Below are 14577 nucleotides of genomic sequence, written 5' to 3'. Positions count from 1 at the left end.
TCTGGCGTGTCTCGCACTCGTCGGATGTGCTCTGCCCCAGACGCGCGACGAGATGCTCTCCGCCGCGTCCTCACCGGTCAGGGTCTGCTCCTCGGAGCTAACCACGGCCGGCGCCGCCGAGCGGTTGGAGGCCGCCTGGCAGAGATGCTTCGTCAGCCCTCGAACGATGGGCGTCGCGCAGACGGGAAGCGGAGCCGTCTTCTACGAGCAGTCGCGACTCGTCGTCTTCCGAGACCGAGTCGGAGACGCGACTGTCCTGTCGACCCGCATCGCACGCCGACCGCTGGACCTTCCGACGCCGCTGAACCAGGCGCTCTTCCTGATGGCCGACATCCGCGAGACCCCCGAGTGCAAGTCCGAGGTGGTCGTGCGTGCGGCGGCCGAGAACTGGCAGAAAGTGGCCGGCGCCACGGAGAAGTGGCTCTCGGACCCGCTGCAGCAAGTGCCGGAAGCTGGTTGCCGTCGATGACGCGTCGTAGGTGCGGCCTCGGATGAACTCAGGGCTTCGCCTGCTGAACTCATTGGCCCCGACGCCAAGATTCCGGGTTTTTACGACGCGGTCCCCCCACCGCGCAGTGAATTCCCGGAATCGGTGCCGAATCCGAGTCCGCCAGGTGCTGTCTGGCAGCCTCGCCTGCTGGGCTCGGCTCCTCGTCTTTCGTACGGGACCGAGGTCAACTGGGGCTCGGTCAGCACCGTCCGCCATCCCCTACCAGCTCGACACCCCAGCAGTGCACTTGGACGCCCGGCCCGAGTCCGTGACCTCATCCCAGCGGGGACTGAACTCATCGTGCCGGCGGGCCGATTCCGGGTTTTTACGACGCGGTCCCCCCACCGCGCAGTGAATTCCCGGAATTCGCGGGAACCGACAGGCTTCGACCCCCCTGTCTGCACGCCCCCGCCTCGTTCGGAATAGGGATGAAGTCCGCTGGACCTCGGCCTAAGGTATGCCGCAGCGCAACACGGCGGCGACAGCGGCATGAACATCTCTTTCCTGCGCGAGCTGCGCGCGAACGTGCGATATCTGTTGGACGAAAGCGGGATGACGGTCGACGGATTCGCTAAGAGCAGGAAGGTCCCGAAGAAGCTGCTCGAGGGCATCCTGGCGTGCAACGAGCACAACCCTGAACTCGCGAGCCACCTGGCGCTCTTGAGCGACAGGCTCGGCTTCTCGGTCGCTCAGCTGCTGTCGCCGAACCTTTCGTGCGGCTCCAGCGGCAACCTGCCGGTTGGCGACAGCCCGGACCACATCCTCGCGCGGCAGATCGGGCGCCTCATCGAGGACTTCGTCGACTGCGACGAGTCCGGACGGTTTGAAGTCACAGCGCTGGCGCAAGAGCTCGCAGAGGAACATCTGCGCCGACGCGCCAACCCCCTGAACCCGAACAAGCCTTCTGGCTAAGTCGCAGTCGTTTGTGCAGCCCATCACGCACTTTTCTGCATTGGGTGCGGTGGGGCTCCATGCCGCGAGCGAAGGGGCTATCTCACGAGCCCCTTCGAGAATTCGGCACCTGCCTTGCTGCGAAAGCACATGGGCAAACGGTTCCGCGTCCTCGTCGCGGACGACAATTGCGACGCAGCTACCTCGCTGGCGATGCTCCTGGAGCTGAGCGGCTACGAGGTCCAAGTCGCCTGCGACGGTCCGGCTGCCTTGGAGCTGGCCGAGCGCTGGCCGCCGGACGCTGCAATCCTCGATATCCAGATGCCGGGCATGAGCGGATACGAGGTTGCGAAGGAGATGCGCGCGAGGATGCCGCACCCTGTTGTCCTGATCGCTCACAGCGGGGACCTGATGATCCGGCAGCGGGACATGGGCGAAGCGAAGGTCTTCGACCTCTGCTTCTCCAAGGGGATGGACGTGACGGACCTGCGCCAGCGGCTCGACGACCTCCTGAAGAGTCGGTCGAAGTCGTCGGCGGGCCGCGGTTCCCTTGGCGGGCGGGAAGACGCCTCGACGGCACGGCCGCGGCCACGCTAAGCGACGTACCGCACGGCACCCTGCTTGCTCTCCTCGGTTACTTCGACTTCACCAGGAGACTGAGATGGGCGACACGACAGACAAGAAGGCGGCCGGCACCGGTGCTGTTGTCGGCGGCGTGGCCGGCGGCGTGGCGGGCGGCGCTGCAGCGGGTGCGGCCGTTGGCGGGATGACCGGGCCGGTCGGCGCCGCTGTGGGTGCGGCCGTTGGTGCCGTGGCCGGCGCGCTTGCCGGCAAGGCCATGAACGTCGACCCGAAGGAAGAGGACGCCTATTGGCGCTCCAACTACGCCGACCGTCCCTACGTCACCACCGGCTCGACCTACGATGACTACGGGCCGGCGTACCAGCATGGCGTGAACTCGTACACGCGGTACCCCGGGAAGAGCTTCGACGAGGTCGAATCCGACCTCGGCCGTGACTGGAGCACCACCCGCGGCAGCTCGAAGCTCGAATGGGAGAACGCGAAGCACGCCACACGCGATGCGTGGCAGCGCCTGAGCGACCGCGCAGAGCGCGCGATGCCAGGTGATTCGGACGGCGACGGTCGCTGAAGCGGGCCAGATGAGCCAGCCTCGCCAATCGCCTTCGGCTGACGGTGTTCCGGCGACTCCGGCGCCGGCTGAGAACAAGCCCGAAAAGGACGAGCCCAAGAAAGACAAGCCCGGAGAAGGCACGTCCCCCGATCCGCGGACGCCATACGGACCCGAAGAAGGTCCGCCGGTCGGTGAGGCGGTCGGCCAAGACAGCGAGGCGAAGCCGCCGGCTCCGTAGCTGGTTCCGTAGTAGGACGGTCGCTGTATCTGTATTGCCGTCCCTCAAGGGGCGCCCAAGGGCGCCCCTCTTTGTGCCTCCACGGTGCTGAGCTTGGGTCCGCTTCTCTATCCCGGCACGCTTGCCGGTCATCCAGCACTCGACGCGCTTGAGTTGGTGGGCGCTCTGACGCCTTGGCTCTGCTGGCCGCCACGCCCCGTTTGGCAACGTACGTTGCCTCTACGATGCCTCTAGAGTGCCTCTACGTTGCCAAACGGAGGTCGGCATCGCCGTCACGTCGACATCGCGACGATTCGGTCCGAAGTCAGAGGCAGATCGAGGGGTCCGCAGCGGAGGCTGCTGGCGCCGATGCTTGGGGCGCAGCCTCGGCACAGAGGTTCGGCCGCCCGTAATCGGCCCAGTGGCCAAGGTGCTGGCTGCTCGCGGCGGTCTCCTGAGGCTGAACTCGGTCGTCCGTATCGGCCGCCGGATGCATGGCGCTGGCCACCGCTGCAACTGCGGCGACTGCGAGAACGGTGAACGAGCGAACTGGCGCCTTGGCCATCTGTCGGTTCTCCTGAAATGGTGTGACGTGGAAGCTACCGGCCGGGTGTGTCAGTTCATCGGCCTGGCCGCCGAGACCGCGTTGCTCGACGAAACGGCCAAGGTGGGCTACGCGGCGCGCGCGCCTCTATCGGCACACCGCGCTTCGGGACGCTGGAGCGCCACCCGCGTGGGGGGCCTCAAGGCGCAACAAGTGCCTCAGGTTGCGACGGCGAGGCCGGTACGGCGCTGGTACGCTCGCGCGACAACGACCAGGTCGGGGCATGGGGACGGATCCAATCGAGGCGCGCTTCGAGCAGCTCAACGTCTGGCGCAACGGCGACAAGCGCGCTCCGCACAAGCCGCTGCTGATCCTGCTGGCTCTAGCAAGCTGGCAAAGGGGCGCTCGGGAGATGCGGTTTGCCGAGTGCGAGCAGAAGCTCGGCGAGCTCATCCGTGAATTCGGTCCGGCCGCGAAGGCGGTGCATCCGGAGTACCCGTTCTGGCGCTTGCAGAACGACGGGCTATGGGTGGTCGAGGCGGACCAGGAAATGCGCACGCGCCAGTCCAACAGCGACCCGCTGAAGTCAGAGCTGCGCGCGGCCGGCGCCCGCGGCCACTTTTTTGCGGACGTCGCCGAAGAGCTCGAGCGCCGGCCGGCCCTCATCGGCCGCGTCGCCCAGCGCGTGCTCGACGCCCACTTCCCCGAGACCCTCCACGAGGACATCCTCGCTGCCGTGGGGCTAGAGGTCTCGGAAGAGACCGAGTCGACGACCCGCCGGCGCCGCGACCCCAACTTCCGCAATGCCGTGCTGCAGGCCTACCAGTACCGATGCGCCGTCTGCGAGCTCGATCTTCGCATCGGCTCCATCACGGTAGGCCTGGAAGCCGCGCACGTGAAGTGGCACCAGGCGCGTGGCCCGGACGCCGTGCACAACGGCGTGGCCCTGTGCAGCCTGCACCACAAGCTCTTCGACCTCGGAGCCTTCCACATCGGTGCCGACCGGCGCATCTTGGTCTCGGAGCAGGTCCATGGGACCTCGCGGTTCGAAGAGGTCCTGCTGCGGCACCACGGTGCTCTGGCCTTAGAGCCGGTGCGATCTGAGCACAAAGTCCTCCGGGACTTCGTTGGCTGGCACTTCGACCAAGTCTTCAAGAAGGAGGCGAGACCGGCGACGTGATGCAGTCCGGGTCCGTGTTGCGGGTATACCTCTTGCTCAGCGCAATCGCGTGCTGCCATAAGCAGCGCGTGGCTATCCCATCACCTGAAGGAGAAGCTATGAGAACCGCCCTGACACTTGCGACCATGGCGTTTGCTGCGGCTTGCGTACCAGCTATCGCGCAGACAAACGACCGCGGCACCGCAGCAACGACGACCGGAACGACGACCACCCAGCAAGAGATGAACCGCGGGGTGCCAGGCGTCGACGTCGACGTCGGGAAAAACGCGCGCGGTGCGGTGGACGTAGACGTAGACCACAACACCAACGTTCGCAATGCGCCCGGCGTGAGAAACACCGACCGAGGCGCCCCCGGCACGACGGACAGGACGGACACATCGCGCGCGCCGCGCAGCGACCGGAACTGAAGCCTTCCGCGCCTGGCACGCGGCGGTGCCGGGCGAGAATGGCGAGGCACTGAGCAATCTAGCCATCTGCTCGCGGCCACTTCACGCGGCCGCGGCCGGTGACTCGCCGGCCCTTGCGCCGCGCATTAGCTTGACGCTACACACACCACGCGCCACGCCTAGAGCGTGCCACCATCCACGCAGATGAAGTCGACGATGGCCGGCTTCTGAAGCTCCTCGGCAGGGTTGGCGGTCACGGAGATACGGGTCTCCAGGCCGCGGGGCGCCTTCGCCGTCCACGACTTCGGGGACTTGCTGACGAGCTCGATGTCGGCTGGGGCGCCGGCGATGGTCGTAGCCGTCCACGAGGCCACAGGCGCACGCGAGGTGAGCTCGACGACGGCATCTACCAGATCTGGGAGACAGTGCTCGTCGCGCCGCGGCGCTTCTACGAGGCCAACGTGGCTGAAAGCAGGAAGTTCACCTCGTACATCTCGCATGAAGACATCGCGATGCACCTGTCGATCTTCAGCACATAGGTAGACCGAATGAGCCAGTCCCTCCTTACGACGAGTGGCGTACGGGATGAGGGGCAGCAGCACCGCATCAAGGAGCTCAAGCCAAGCGGCCATGGCGAGGAACCACGGGCTCATCGTCACGATCAAGTGCAGCCACATACCGCGGCGGACTGCCCTCGACGCGCACCACTGCGCGGCGGCCATGGCTGGGTACACAGCGACACCCAGCAGAGCACCGAAGGTGAAAACGAGAATTGGAGCCTGCAGACTCATTCCGGTGCCCTAGATTAGGCACCGTCACCCAGATTACCTGAGCAGAAGGCCGCACTGACCAAAGAGATACGAATGCAAGATTTCGCAGGCCCTCGCGACTTGCCTCCAGGTGCCCGATCTTGTAGGACACGTATGCGACAGAGGCCAATACTTGGAACTGAGGTGGCGAGCACCGACCGCTCACAGTCTTCATAGGAGGCTGTATTTGTTAGCAGCCTACCGTTTGACATGAGCGGCAGCCAAAGGGCGCAGCCCTTCGGCTGTCCGCTCGATGGAGGGGTTAGGCCGCATGAGCGCTCCGGGATTGGAGATAGACGGAATGTGCCGCTAGAAGAGCGGATGGTCCTGCAACGGCGGCAGTCGCATAAGGGCCGAACGGTGCATACATGAGCACAGTGCTTGCGGCCCCTGCGGCGACGCCAAGCCAGAAGATAGAACCGAACTTGAACGAGCGGCGCTGCGCAGTTTTGACTGCCAACCATGCGAGCACAGAGATGGCATACGCTCCGGCCGTCCACTGAAGGACGCCGGACAAAGCTTGGAGCAGGCTCATCTCAGGATGAGACGTTTCACGGAGGCGGAGAACCAGGGACGTCACCCGCAAGACTTCGGGTAGCGTAATGGCGAGGAAGAGGATGGCGGGCAGTACGAGGACAAGCGCCTCGGCGATGAATACCTTACGTGGAAGCATGTTGTCTAACGTTTGACATGAGGGGCGGCTTGCAGACGGCGAAGCCGGCTGTAAGACGTCCCCTCGATGGAAGGGTTAGGCCACACCGGCTGCCCCCCCCCCCCCGCTATTTTTGTACCGGGCAATCTACGCCCGGCCTTCCCCCAGCCGCCAGCGCAGCGGAGGCTGCGGCGCTGCGCCAGCTTACGCAGCCGTCGGTAGGATTCTTCGGGCGAAACTGTTCACCGACAAGAACTGCGAGCGCAACGCCGAGGCCACATAGAAGGACAGAGGTGCCGGTGCGTTCAGCGACTTTCGTAACTCGCCGCCACGAAGGCGGGACAGCACTTGCTATGTGCTTTGCCCACAGAATGCCTGGCACTCCAGCTACGGCGGCCACTGCGATAAAGGCAAGGCCATAAAGAACTACCCCCGCCGCAACCCAAGGCATGAGACCGCTCGCGCGATACGACATGGCAAGGAGCAGAAGCCACAGCAGCACCACGGCGGAACTCACTGCAATCAGCAATCCAGCGCCGATGGCCTGAGCGATGAGAAGCATGGATTTGTGGGGCCTAACGTTCGACATGAGCGGCGACCGACAGGCGGCGAAGCCGACTGTTGGGCGTCCGCTCGATGGAGGGGTTAGGCGTAGTGCGCACGGCGATGGCAGTTTGGGCACAACGCGATGGCGTTCTGAACAGTGTCATTGCCGCCGTCCGAAAGTGGCTTTCGATGATGCACTTCAAGGTATGGTGTTCCGTCCTTTCGTCTCTTGAATGGGGCGGACTGCCGACACAACTCGCAGTGACCGTTCGCGCGCAATAGGACCTCCGCGGCAACTGCGGGGTTGCGCATAAATACGGTGGTTTGTACTATGACTCTCTCGGGCTTTGCCTGGCCTGTCTCGAACATATTGCGCCGCTCAGCGGAACTCATCTGAGCGCACTCATTAACTTGGCGCTCGAACTCGGCGTGTAGCTCTAGCAAGTCGGGCATTGCTGTGCGAGTACGGTGTTCCCGCGCGAGCCCATAGAGGAACGTTTCGTTCTGGGTCCAGCGAACTCCATGTTGCTTCATCAGCTCCATGATGGAGTCCTGAATGCGCTCCGGATCGACAAGGTGGAAGTTGTTCAGTACGAGATCGAGCTTGGCATACCGCAGCAGGGCAGTCTTTCGTGATGACGTTGAGGCGATTTGCACACCACGTTGGTTGTACTTGACTATCCGAAACGAAGTGCGATTTCCTCCGGACAAAACCTGGCTGCCGATAGGAAGCAAACCTTCGAGTCTCTCGCGAGTTGGCATGGTGGGGCCCAGCTACGCCTAACGGTAGAAGTAAGCGGCGGACGGAGGCTGGCGAAGCCAGCCGCAGGCCGTCCGCTTGACTGACGGGTTAGGCGCGAGCGACGGCATGCGGGCGCTTGGCTGGCCTAAGGGAACCAACGGTTCGTGCGGCGGCTGCGGCAAGTAGCGGCGCGCGAAGCTACGCATCGCTCCGGCGGTGCGCTGGCCGCCGAAGGACGGACAGCCTGGTAGAACCTCCTGCACGAAATGGCGGCCTTGCACGGCGGAGAACTGCGAGCCTATGTGCATGAACGGTATTCGCTTGCGCTTAACACGGATTAGACGGCCGAACTGTCGCAGTTTTCGGCGACGTTGTACGGGTCCCGTGTGAAAAGTTTCGTCATATCAAGGACTTAGTCTACAGCTTCAATCCCCGCCGAGGAACTGTCACGATCCATTGGAGGTGGCTATGCATGTGCTGACTATCCCCCTGCGGGGGGATGAACTGGCGCTGAGACTGCGGCTGTTGGACCAGGTCAGAGACTCCTTGCGACGTCGTCGATACAGCTTGCGGACAGAGAAGGCGTACCTCTACTGGATTCGTCGCTTCATCCTCTTTCACGGCAAGCGTCATCCTGCCGCGATGGGCGCGCCTGAGGTGGAGGCTTTCCTAAGCGAGCTCGCACGCCGGCAGGGTGTAGCGGAGGCAACGCAGAACCAAGCTCAGAGGGCCAGACGATGCCCGTAGAAGCCCCAGGCGAGCCGAGGCCGGCGGTAGAACTTAAGGGGCGACGCTACATCCTCGAACTGGATGCGTTCGCTTCCGAGGGCTGGATACGCGTTCCAGAACCCCTGGTTGCCTCGGAAGTCTGGAAGCCCGGAGTCCACGCCCATGCCGGCGCCGGCTGCGACGAGAAGTCCGTCCGCATCCCGGAGGAACAGGGCGGCTTCTTCGAGCGCGTGAGCGTCGAGTTTCAGGGCAGTCGTCATCCCAGGCCATTGTGGTCCCTCAAGAGGCCTCCTACACAGCGTACCCCCGTCTCTTTGGCGCCTTGCTAGGGCGCCACTGGGCCGCTTCCCCGGTGCCGCTGCTGCAGCTCGAGGTCGGTGAGGTGGTTTGCTCGGACGCGGAGCTTCCTTGGCTGGCACGGGGACTTTCAATCCCATATGCCGCGGCGAGCGCATACCCGCCTGGCGTCAGTCGAATGTACGTCGACTGCCCGCCGTTATGGTCCCATAGCTCATCTGCGAGCCTTAGTAAGCAGACAAAGGCGCTCAGGCTGAGAAGAAGCTCTCGTTCCGGCACAAACGTGGTTCCTACGGTGTCATTCGCGAATGCGGTAGGGCCACGCAACGGAGCCGCCGGAGCTCTAGCTTCAGAAGCCCTTCGAGGGGGCCTGCAACGAGGACGAGCGCCTGGCTGCGTTCACGCTGGACGTGGGGTCGATAGACGCCGAGGTTGCGTTGCAGGACATGCTCAATTGCGGAGTAGTCGCATTGAGAGCTCAACTGGCGTGCCAACTTCAATCGAACGACCGCGTTGATGCAACGGATACGTGAATATAGATTTGGTTCGAGTCAAACAATTGTTTCTCTCCAAATTGTTGATGTGGACATGTCAAGCGGAGGCGGACTCTGGAATGTCGGCGGCCTCTAACGTTTGTAGAGCTTGCTCATTAAGATTCGCGATCGTGACAAGCCGGTCCGCTTGGCGAGACATGGCGTCGTGAAACAGATTTCTCGCCAGCCGCCCAATGCCGAATGATTCGTCCCGAATCTCATAAGCACTGGAGAGAACGAGGTGCGCCTTCCTTTTCGCTTCTTCGGTAAGCTCCATGCCGGCTTCGGAGGCCATGATCTGCAAAATATCCGTTAGTTGGTCCGGCCGATAATCAGCAAAGTTCATGAAGCGGGTAAAGCGAGACTTGAGGCCGGGATTGGAGGCGAGAAATCTTCCCATCTTTTCTGTATATCCGGCAACGATGACAACCAATTCCTTGCGATGGTCCTCCATCATTTTGAGAAGGGTATCCACCGCCTCGGCGCCGTAGTCAGCGCCGTCCTTCACAAGCGTATAGGCCTCGTCGATGAAAAGGACGCCGCCAAGCGCAGTCTCAACCGTTTGCCGTGTTTTGATTGCAGTTTGCCCGACATAGCCTGCCACAAGCCCGCTTCGATCGACCTCTACAAGGTGCCCTCGTTCAAGGACCCCCAGTCCGTGAAAAATCCGGCCCAGTAGGCGGGCGACCGTCGTTTTGCCCGTGCCTGGGTTGCCATAGAACACCAAGTGGTTCGTGGTGTTGGTCGTTGGCAAACCTCTTTCCTCGCGAAGACTGTTTACCTTGATGGAATTCACAAGACGTTGGACTTCTTGTTTGACAACGTCGATGCCTACCATTGCGTTAAGTTGATCGACAAGAGTGTCCACGCTTTCGCCCGTTCGGTTGATTCGCGGGTCTTCTCGTCTAGTCGTCACGGCTGGCGCACTTTCGTGGTCAGGCTCGATCTCTTGCCAAAGTGCTTCCTTAGATCGTTCCAGGAATGCCTGCTCAGCAGGTCCTATGAAACGGTCTGCCTTCATGCACATCAGCAAGAAGCTAAAGAAGATGTGTTTTGATTTCTCTCTATGGTTCGTGGAATTGACAAAGTCGTAAGCCTTAATAAACGCATGAGTTTGTGGAGTAAACGGCTCATGGAGACATCCCTCGGCAGTCCAATCCTTCAGCATCTTTGCCATCACTGAGCGATGGACGCTGCTATCATAGATCTGTTGGTTTCCTGTTATATTGATTAGCTCAAGTACTTCAAGGTAAAGGCTAAACTCGCTCTCTGTGTAGACGCCATCTTGAAGGATGGCTCGCACGGCCATGAACTGCAGATCACCGGCTATGGCATCAAGAGCGTTGAATTCTTTGGTCGTATCTATGTCCGAGCCATTGGCGATTAGGATGTCCCGCCCGACAATGATGGGTTCGATCAAGGACTCCAGCTCAGCGAAAAGTAGGTGCCGAAAATCTGTCAAGTTCATTCAAACTCTCCTCCTGATGTGACGTTTTTAGTCATCAAGCAACGGCTAGGACGGTTGCACCTCTTGCCCTGAACAGCATCCACCCAATCTGGGGGGTGCCCGCGAGACGTTAGATGTTGTTGTGAAGTAATGCTCGGTTGCTGACTCTGAGCAATCCCTCGGCGTCTCTCTTAACGACGCCGCTGCGGAAAGCGATTACCTGGAGCCGGCGCGGCCGTGATAGCCCGGGGGAGCACCGAGTACCCGAACCAGCCAGATACGCGCCGGCGTGGCCGGAGCTCCACCGCAAGTTCGACCTAACGACCTGTGCCGGGAGCGGTCAGCGGCCACGCCAACTTCGAGCACCTAGTGGTCACGGCGACTGCGAAAGCACCGGCACTGGTGGGTTCAGATCCCCGGGCTTGGTGCCACTTCGACGCGACCTGCCGCTCCTGCCGAACCCGGACTCTGGTGGCCTGGAGGCGGTCTGGCGCGAAGGGGAGACCGACGTGCTCGCCGTATTCGAAAGCAACGACGGCCGGCGCCCGGGGCTGCACATCGAGAACAAGCTCGGCATCGGGGCCTTCACGCAATACCAACCCGAGGTCTACGCCGGCCGAGCGGAGGCGTGGCTCGGTCTGGCCAAGTACGGCAACTATCAAGTCTGGGAGATGGTGCTCGTGGCGCCGCGGCGCTTCTACGAGGCCGACTTGACCGATGCCAGGAAGTTCACCTCGTACGTCTCGCTTGGGGACATTGCCGAGCGGCTGCCCGTATTTGGCTGACCGTCTCCGTGGCCGACCGCCGCATCCTGGTCTAAGCAGGTGCACGGCGGCAACAAGTTCGAGGAGGTCCTGCTGCGATACCGCGGCACCGAAGCGCCGAAGCCGGGATCCGCTCCGAGCACCGGTCGTTGCCCACTTCAGTCGGAACTGGTAACCCTGGCCAGTGGGCTACTTATCCGAGAGTTCGAGGTCTCTGACCATGTTCGGGAGCCAGTCCGAATCGTTCCCAACTCTATAAACGTAGCTCTTCGCAGGTTGGAAAGTGGTCTGCACTTGGATCGGCTTATTAGTGGCGCCGATCGCATTCGTGCGTACCGAAAGAAAGGTCTCACCCGGGTTGACGAGTAAGGTGTACTTTTGACCTGTGCGAAGCTGAACTACGTCGGTTCCGTTCACATTAAAGAAGAAGGAAACCACCGAACCTCCAGCGAAGGCTCGATCTCGGATAACTGTCAACCTCGCAGGCGTTTCACTGGTGACTTGGATCGCTCCCAAGACTTGTTCCTTCGGAACCGGCTCCGCGACACTCAAGGGTACCGGGACTGTCGAGCAGCTGAGGATGAGAGGGGTCGTACCCGTAAGAATCAGGAGCCGCAGGAGTGAGCGCATATGGCACCGGTCTGAGGTGGGAGAGCAGCCTTGCTAGTTCCGATCAAGAATCTGCCGAAGGTAGGCGCGCGTCGTCTCGATGGCTGGCTCGCCCTTGGCCTTGGGTGTTCCGAAGGCATAGACGCCGATGGGCAGCTGGTTGACCACCGTCGTAGCCGCGATTGCCGAGACGGGACTGGTCACAGTACCTACCTGAGCCATCATCTTCATTCGGGTGAAGAAGGCGTCTTGGGTTGTACCCAGCGGCTCGTAACTGAAGTCAGTCACTGCCGTGTTGGTCTGCGCGAGGTGCTTGTTCGCCCGGCGCGACAGCCTCTCGACGTCTAGTGGGGTGTCCGCAAAGTGTCCAGCAAGTCCTCGAACGAACTGCGTACGAGGTGCCGAAACAGGCAGTAGCTGCCCTTTGCGCTTGAGGACGAGCACCTGAACCCATCTCGTGAAGCGATCAGCCTTCAGTGCGCGGACGTCGGCCAACTCAGTGCAAGGCACCGCGAACTGGGCGAGTTCTCCTGCCGGCTCGGTATTGCGGCGCTGGTACTCGAACAACGCCCGCTCCTCGGGAGAGCTGTTCAACTGACAGAACCCGGGCGGCGGGTCGAGATTGATCGACCTGCCGAGGTAGGTGACGGTCTCCGCGTTCGCCCCGAATGAGATGAGAGACAGCGCTGTGATGGCCAGCAAAACGGTCCGGCTCAAGTTGTTCACTCCGATTGATGAGCTTCGCGTCAGACGCGAAAAGCAGGGCACGTTCATGCGCGAAACCACGAGGCCAGCATGACGCCGAGAAGTGTAGAGGGGACCACAAGCACCCACAGAATGATGCTCGCGTTGGACAGCGCCTCGCGCTTCTCACCAATCGACTTGTCGGCGACTCTGCACACGTTCCGCGTGTAGTTTCGGCCGGCCTTGTTAGCAGCCCAGACAAGTGCTCCGCTGACCAGTAGAAAGGGGAGAACACCGAGTTTCAGACCTGACCCGGGTCCTAGAAGCGCGCCTGAGAACATTAACGCCTGGACCCAGAACAAGTTCTGGACTCGCCTGGACAGGCGGCTGTTCCAGAGTTCCATAGACAGCTTCGTTTGCTCCGCACGCTCACCCTCGGTGAGTTCCTTCGTGGTCTCGCCTCCGGTCGCCACGGGCCCCGGAAAGACGCGGCCGCGAGAAGCGAACGCTCGTCGAACGGCTTCAGCGGCCTCGTCAGCGAGTTCGTGGATTCGTTGCGCAACCTCGGCGAGTTGGTCGTCTGTGAACGACTTGTACTTCGCCTCGAAGAAGGCCAGCTTATCTGTGTCCAGGTCAGAGATGGTCGTCATGGGCGCGAGTAGATATCAGGAACTACGGTGGGACAACAGGCGCTGTCCTTAGGTCAACCCACTTGTCGCCGTCGTGCGACGCCTACACCGTGACCCGCCTTCGCCTCGGCATGGAGCCCCCATTGGCTCCGTGACGTTTTCGACACTCGAAGGGACGGCTGCCGTTAGCGCCGGTACCGCGGGGTCACCGAGCGCAAGCGTTCGCCACCTTCCGATCAATCGTCATCAGCGCTTCCAAGGCCCCGGAGCTCAGACCTACAGCTCCTCGCGGCAGCTCGTTGGCTTCTCGAGGGTTGATGCGGATGAGTCGCGCGCCGTACTCCTGAACCATGGCCTGGCTGAAGAGGCGCACTGACGGGATGGCCGTACCCGCTCCCATCTCGACCACCACGGGACGCCGTGTTTTGGTGAGCCACTCCCGCAACCGGCCGCGCTGAAGACGCGTGCGCTGCGGGCTCCAGTGCATGTCCCCGAACATCAGGATGTTGGGCCGCGCCATGCCCGCGCAGTGGCAACACTGAGGAAGCCTGCTATTGAGCAGCTCACAGCGGACCTCATCGACCTGAGGGATGAACCGGTCTGCCGGCCAGGTCTCCCCACTGCAGGGTTCGAGGCACTGCATCCGGTGGATGGAGCCATGGCACTCGACGATCCGTTGGGGGTCGAACCCAGCCTTCTGGAACTGTCCGTCGACGTTGCTGGTGTAGATGAACGAGCCGTTCGGCATCGCATCGCCCCAGCGCCTCAGGATGTCGAACCCGGCGTGTGGAACCGTTGACCGATAGAGGGCCAGGCGATGCCCATAGAAGCCCCAAGCAAGCCGAGGCCGGCGGTAGAACGTCAGGGGCGACGCAACGTCCTCGAACTGGATGCCTTCGCTTCCGAGGGCGGGATACGCGTTCCAGAACCCCTGGTTGCCTCGGAAGTCCGGAAGGCCTGAGTCCACACCCATGCCCGCGCCGGCCGCGACGAGGAGTCCGTCGGCGTCCCCAATGAACCGGGCGGCCTCATCAAGCGCGTGAGCGTCGAGTTTTGGGGCAGTCGTCATCGCTGGCCATTGTGGTCCCTCAAGCGGCTTCTACGCCGCAAACCTCCGCCTCCTCGGCGCATTCCACATCGCTGGCGACCGACGCATCCTAGTCTGCGAGCAGGTGCCCGGGACCTCGAGATTCAAGGGGTCTCGCTGCGGCGTCACGGCGCTCAGGCCGCTGGGCTGGTTCGCCCGGAGCACGACACGTTCGCGCAGGTTGTCGACTCGCACTATGAGCAGGTGTT

At 62.3% G+C, this 14577-nt stretch carries 14 protein-coding genes and 1 pseudogene; 8 read left to right on the top strand and 7 right to left on the bottom strand.

Translation table 11 applies throughout. From position 1 onward, the window contains the following. The first annotated feature begins 52 nt into the window (after nt 1-52). The 6 genes from MPE_RS24090 (at nt 53) to MPE_RS24085 (ending at nt 4861) form a co-directional block, all read left to right on the top strand. Entirely contained in the window at nt 53-469 is a 417-nt protein-coding gene (locus MPE_RS24090) for a hypothetical protein (protein WP_112187956.1), read from the top strand. A 510-nt stretch (nt 470-979) separates the two neighbouring features. After that, nucleotides 980-1402, top strand: coding sequence for a hypothetical protein (locus MPE_RS19495; protein WP_011831439.1), 423 nt, complete (start codon nt 980-982; stop codon nt 1400-1402). 129 nt (nt 1403-1531) lie between these two features. Beyond that, nucleotides 1532-1978, top strand: a complete 447-nt coding sequence (locus tag MPE_RS22935) for a response regulator (RefSeq protein WP_049820936.1) — start codon at nt 1532-1534, stop codon at nt 1976-1978. Nucleotides 1979-2042: 64 nt separating this feature from the next. Next, nucleotides 2043-2531, top strand: a complete 489-nt coding sequence (locus MPE_RS19485; RefSeq protein ID WP_011831438.1) for a glycine zipper domain-containing protein — start codon at nt 2043-2045, stop codon at nt 2529-2531. A gap of 1026 nt (nt 2532-3557) precedes the next feature. After that, nucleotides 3558-4454 (top strand): phosphorothioated DNA-binding restriction endonuclease, encoded by an 897-nt coding sequence (locus MPE_RS19480; RefSeq protein WP_011831436.1) that lies wholly within the window; start codon nt 3558-3560, stop codon nt 4452-4454. A 98-nt stretch (nt 4455-4552) separates the two neighbouring features. Continuing rightward, on the top strand, nt 4553-4861 hold the full coding sequence (locus MPE_RS24085; RefSeq protein ID WP_148211100.1) for a hypothetical protein: 309 nt from the start codon (nt 4553-4555) through the stop codon (nt 4859-4861). Between the two features lie 158 nt (nt 4862-5019). Here MPE_RS24085 and MPE_RS19475 read toward each other — a convergent pair whose 3' ends face one another. Together MPE_RS19475 and MPE_RS24930 are read right to left on the bottom strand one after the other, a co-directional pair. Next, a complete protein-coding gene (locus tag MPE_RS19475; protein ID WP_011831434.1) occupies nt 5020-5631 on the bottom strand; it encodes a hypothetical protein in 612 nt (203 codons plus the stop codon). 1315 nt (nt 5632-6946) lie between these two features. Then, nucleotides 6947-7609 (bottom strand): HNH endonuclease, encoded by a 663-nt coding sequence (locus MPE_RS24930; RefSeq protein ID WP_011831431.1) that lies wholly within the window; start codon nt 7607-7609, stop codon nt 6947-6949. Nucleotides 7610-8057: 448 nt separating this feature from the next. On the opposite strand from MPE_RS24930, the gene MPE_RS23450 reads away from it, so the two are divergent. Further along, nucleotides 8058-8336, top strand: a complete 279-nt coding sequence (locus MPE_RS23450; protein ID WP_011831429.1) for a phage integrase N-terminal SAM-like domain-containing protein — start codon at nt 8058-8060, stop codon at nt 8334-8336. On the opposite strand, the pseudogene MPE_RS19470 reads toward MPE_RS23450, so the two are convergent. Both MPE_RS19470 and MPE_RS19465 read right to left on the bottom strand, forming a co-directional pair. After that, nucleotides 8315-8578: pseudogene (locus tag MPE_RS19470) on the bottom strand (NAD-dependent deacetylase); the annotation flags it as partial. The gene MPE_RS23450 and the pseudogene MPE_RS19470 overlap by 22 nt on opposite strands. Nucleotides 8579-9206: 628 nt before the next feature. Next, a complete protein-coding gene (locus MPE_RS19465; protein ID WP_011831427.1) occupies nt 9207-10616 on the bottom strand; it encodes an AAA family ATPase in 1410 nt (469 codons plus the stop codon). A 488-nt stretch (nt 10617-11104) separates the two neighbouring features. On the opposite strand from MPE_RS19465, the gene MPE_RS24080 reads away from it, so the two are divergent. After that, a complete protein-coding gene (locus MPE_RS24080) occupies nt 11105-11380 on the top strand; it encodes a hypothetical protein (protein WP_158304633.1) in 276 nt (91 codons plus the stop codon). Between the two features lie 642 nt (nt 11381-12022). Here the strand turns inward: MPE_RS24080 and MPE_RS19455 are convergent. The 3 genes from MPE_RS19455 to MPE_RS19445 form a co-directional block, all read right to left on the bottom strand. After that, complete coding sequence (locus MPE_RS19455) at nt 12023-12694, bottom strand: hypothetical protein (RefSeq protein WP_112187952.1); 672 nt, start codon at nt 12692-12694, stop codon at nt 12023-12025. Between the two features lie 44 nt (nt 12695-12738). Beyond that, a complete protein-coding gene (locus MPE_RS19450; protein ID WP_011831423.1) occupies nt 12739-13302 on the bottom strand; it encodes a hypothetical protein in 564 nt (187 codons plus the stop codon). Nucleotides 13303-13486: 184 nt separating this feature from the next. Further along, nucleotides 13487-14350, bottom strand: coding sequence for an SIR2 family NAD-dependent protein deacylase (locus tag MPE_RS19445; protein WP_041930336.1), 864 nt, complete (start codon nt 14348-14350; stop codon nt 13487-13489). Between the last annotated feature and the right edge of the window lie 227 nt (nt 14351-14577).

Source organism: Methylibium petroleiphilum PM1 (genome assembly GCF_000015725.1).
Lineage (GTDB): Bacteria > Pseudomonadota > Gammaproteobacteria > Burkholderiales > Burkholderiaceae_C > Methylibium > Methylibium petroleiphilum.
Note: the sequence above shows the minus strand (reverse complement) of the source record. Positions and strands in the feature narration are given on the sequence as shown.

Coding starts and splice junctions, on each gene's coding strand:
- MPE_RS19480 (WP_011831436.1), top strand. CDS start 3,558: ATGGGGACGGATCCAATCGAGGCGCGCTTCGAGCAGCTCAACGTCTGG.
- MPE_RS19495 (WP_011831439.1), top strand. CDS start 980: ATGAACATCTCTTTCCTGCGCGAGCTGCGCGCGAACGTGCGATATCTG.
- MPE_RS19475 (WP_011831434.1), bottom strand. CDS start 5,631: ATGAGTCTGCAGGCTCCAATTCTCGTTTTCACCTTCGGTGCTCTGCTG.
- MPE_RS19485 (WP_011831438.1), top strand. CDS start 2,043: ATGGGCGACACGACAGACAAGAAGGCGGCCGGCACCGGTGCTGTTGTC.
- MPE_RS19445 (WP_041930336.1), bottom strand. CDS start 14,350: ATGACGACTGCCCCAAAACTCGACGCTCACGCGCTTGATGAGGCCGCC.
- MPE_RS22935 (WP_049820936.1), top strand. CDS start 1,532: ATGGGCAAACGGTTCCGCGTCCTCGTCGCGGACGACAATTGCGACGCA.
- MPE_RS24930 (WP_011831431.1), bottom strand. CDS start 7,609: ATGCCAACTCGCGAGAGACTCGAAGGTTTGCTTCCTATCGGCAGCCAG.
- MPE_RS19450 (WP_011831423.1), bottom strand. CDS start 13,302: ATGACGACCATCTCTGACCTGGACACAGATAAGCTGGCCTTCTTCGAG.
- MPE_RS24085 (WP_148211100.1), top strand. CDS start 4,553: ATGAGAACCGCCCTGACACTTGCGACCATGGCGTTTGCTGCGGCTTGC.
- MPE_RS23450 (WP_011831429.1), top strand. CDS start 8,058: ATGCATGTGCTGACTATCCCCCTGCGGGGGGATGAACTGGCGCTGAGA.
- MPE_RS24090 (WP_112187956.1), top strand. CDS start 53: ATGCTCTCCGCCGCGTCCTCACCGGTCAGGGTCTGCTCCTCGGAGCTA.
- MPE_RS19465 (WP_011831427.1), bottom strand. CDS start 10,616: ATGAACTTGACAGATTTTCGGCACCTACTTTTCGCTGAGCTGGAGTCC.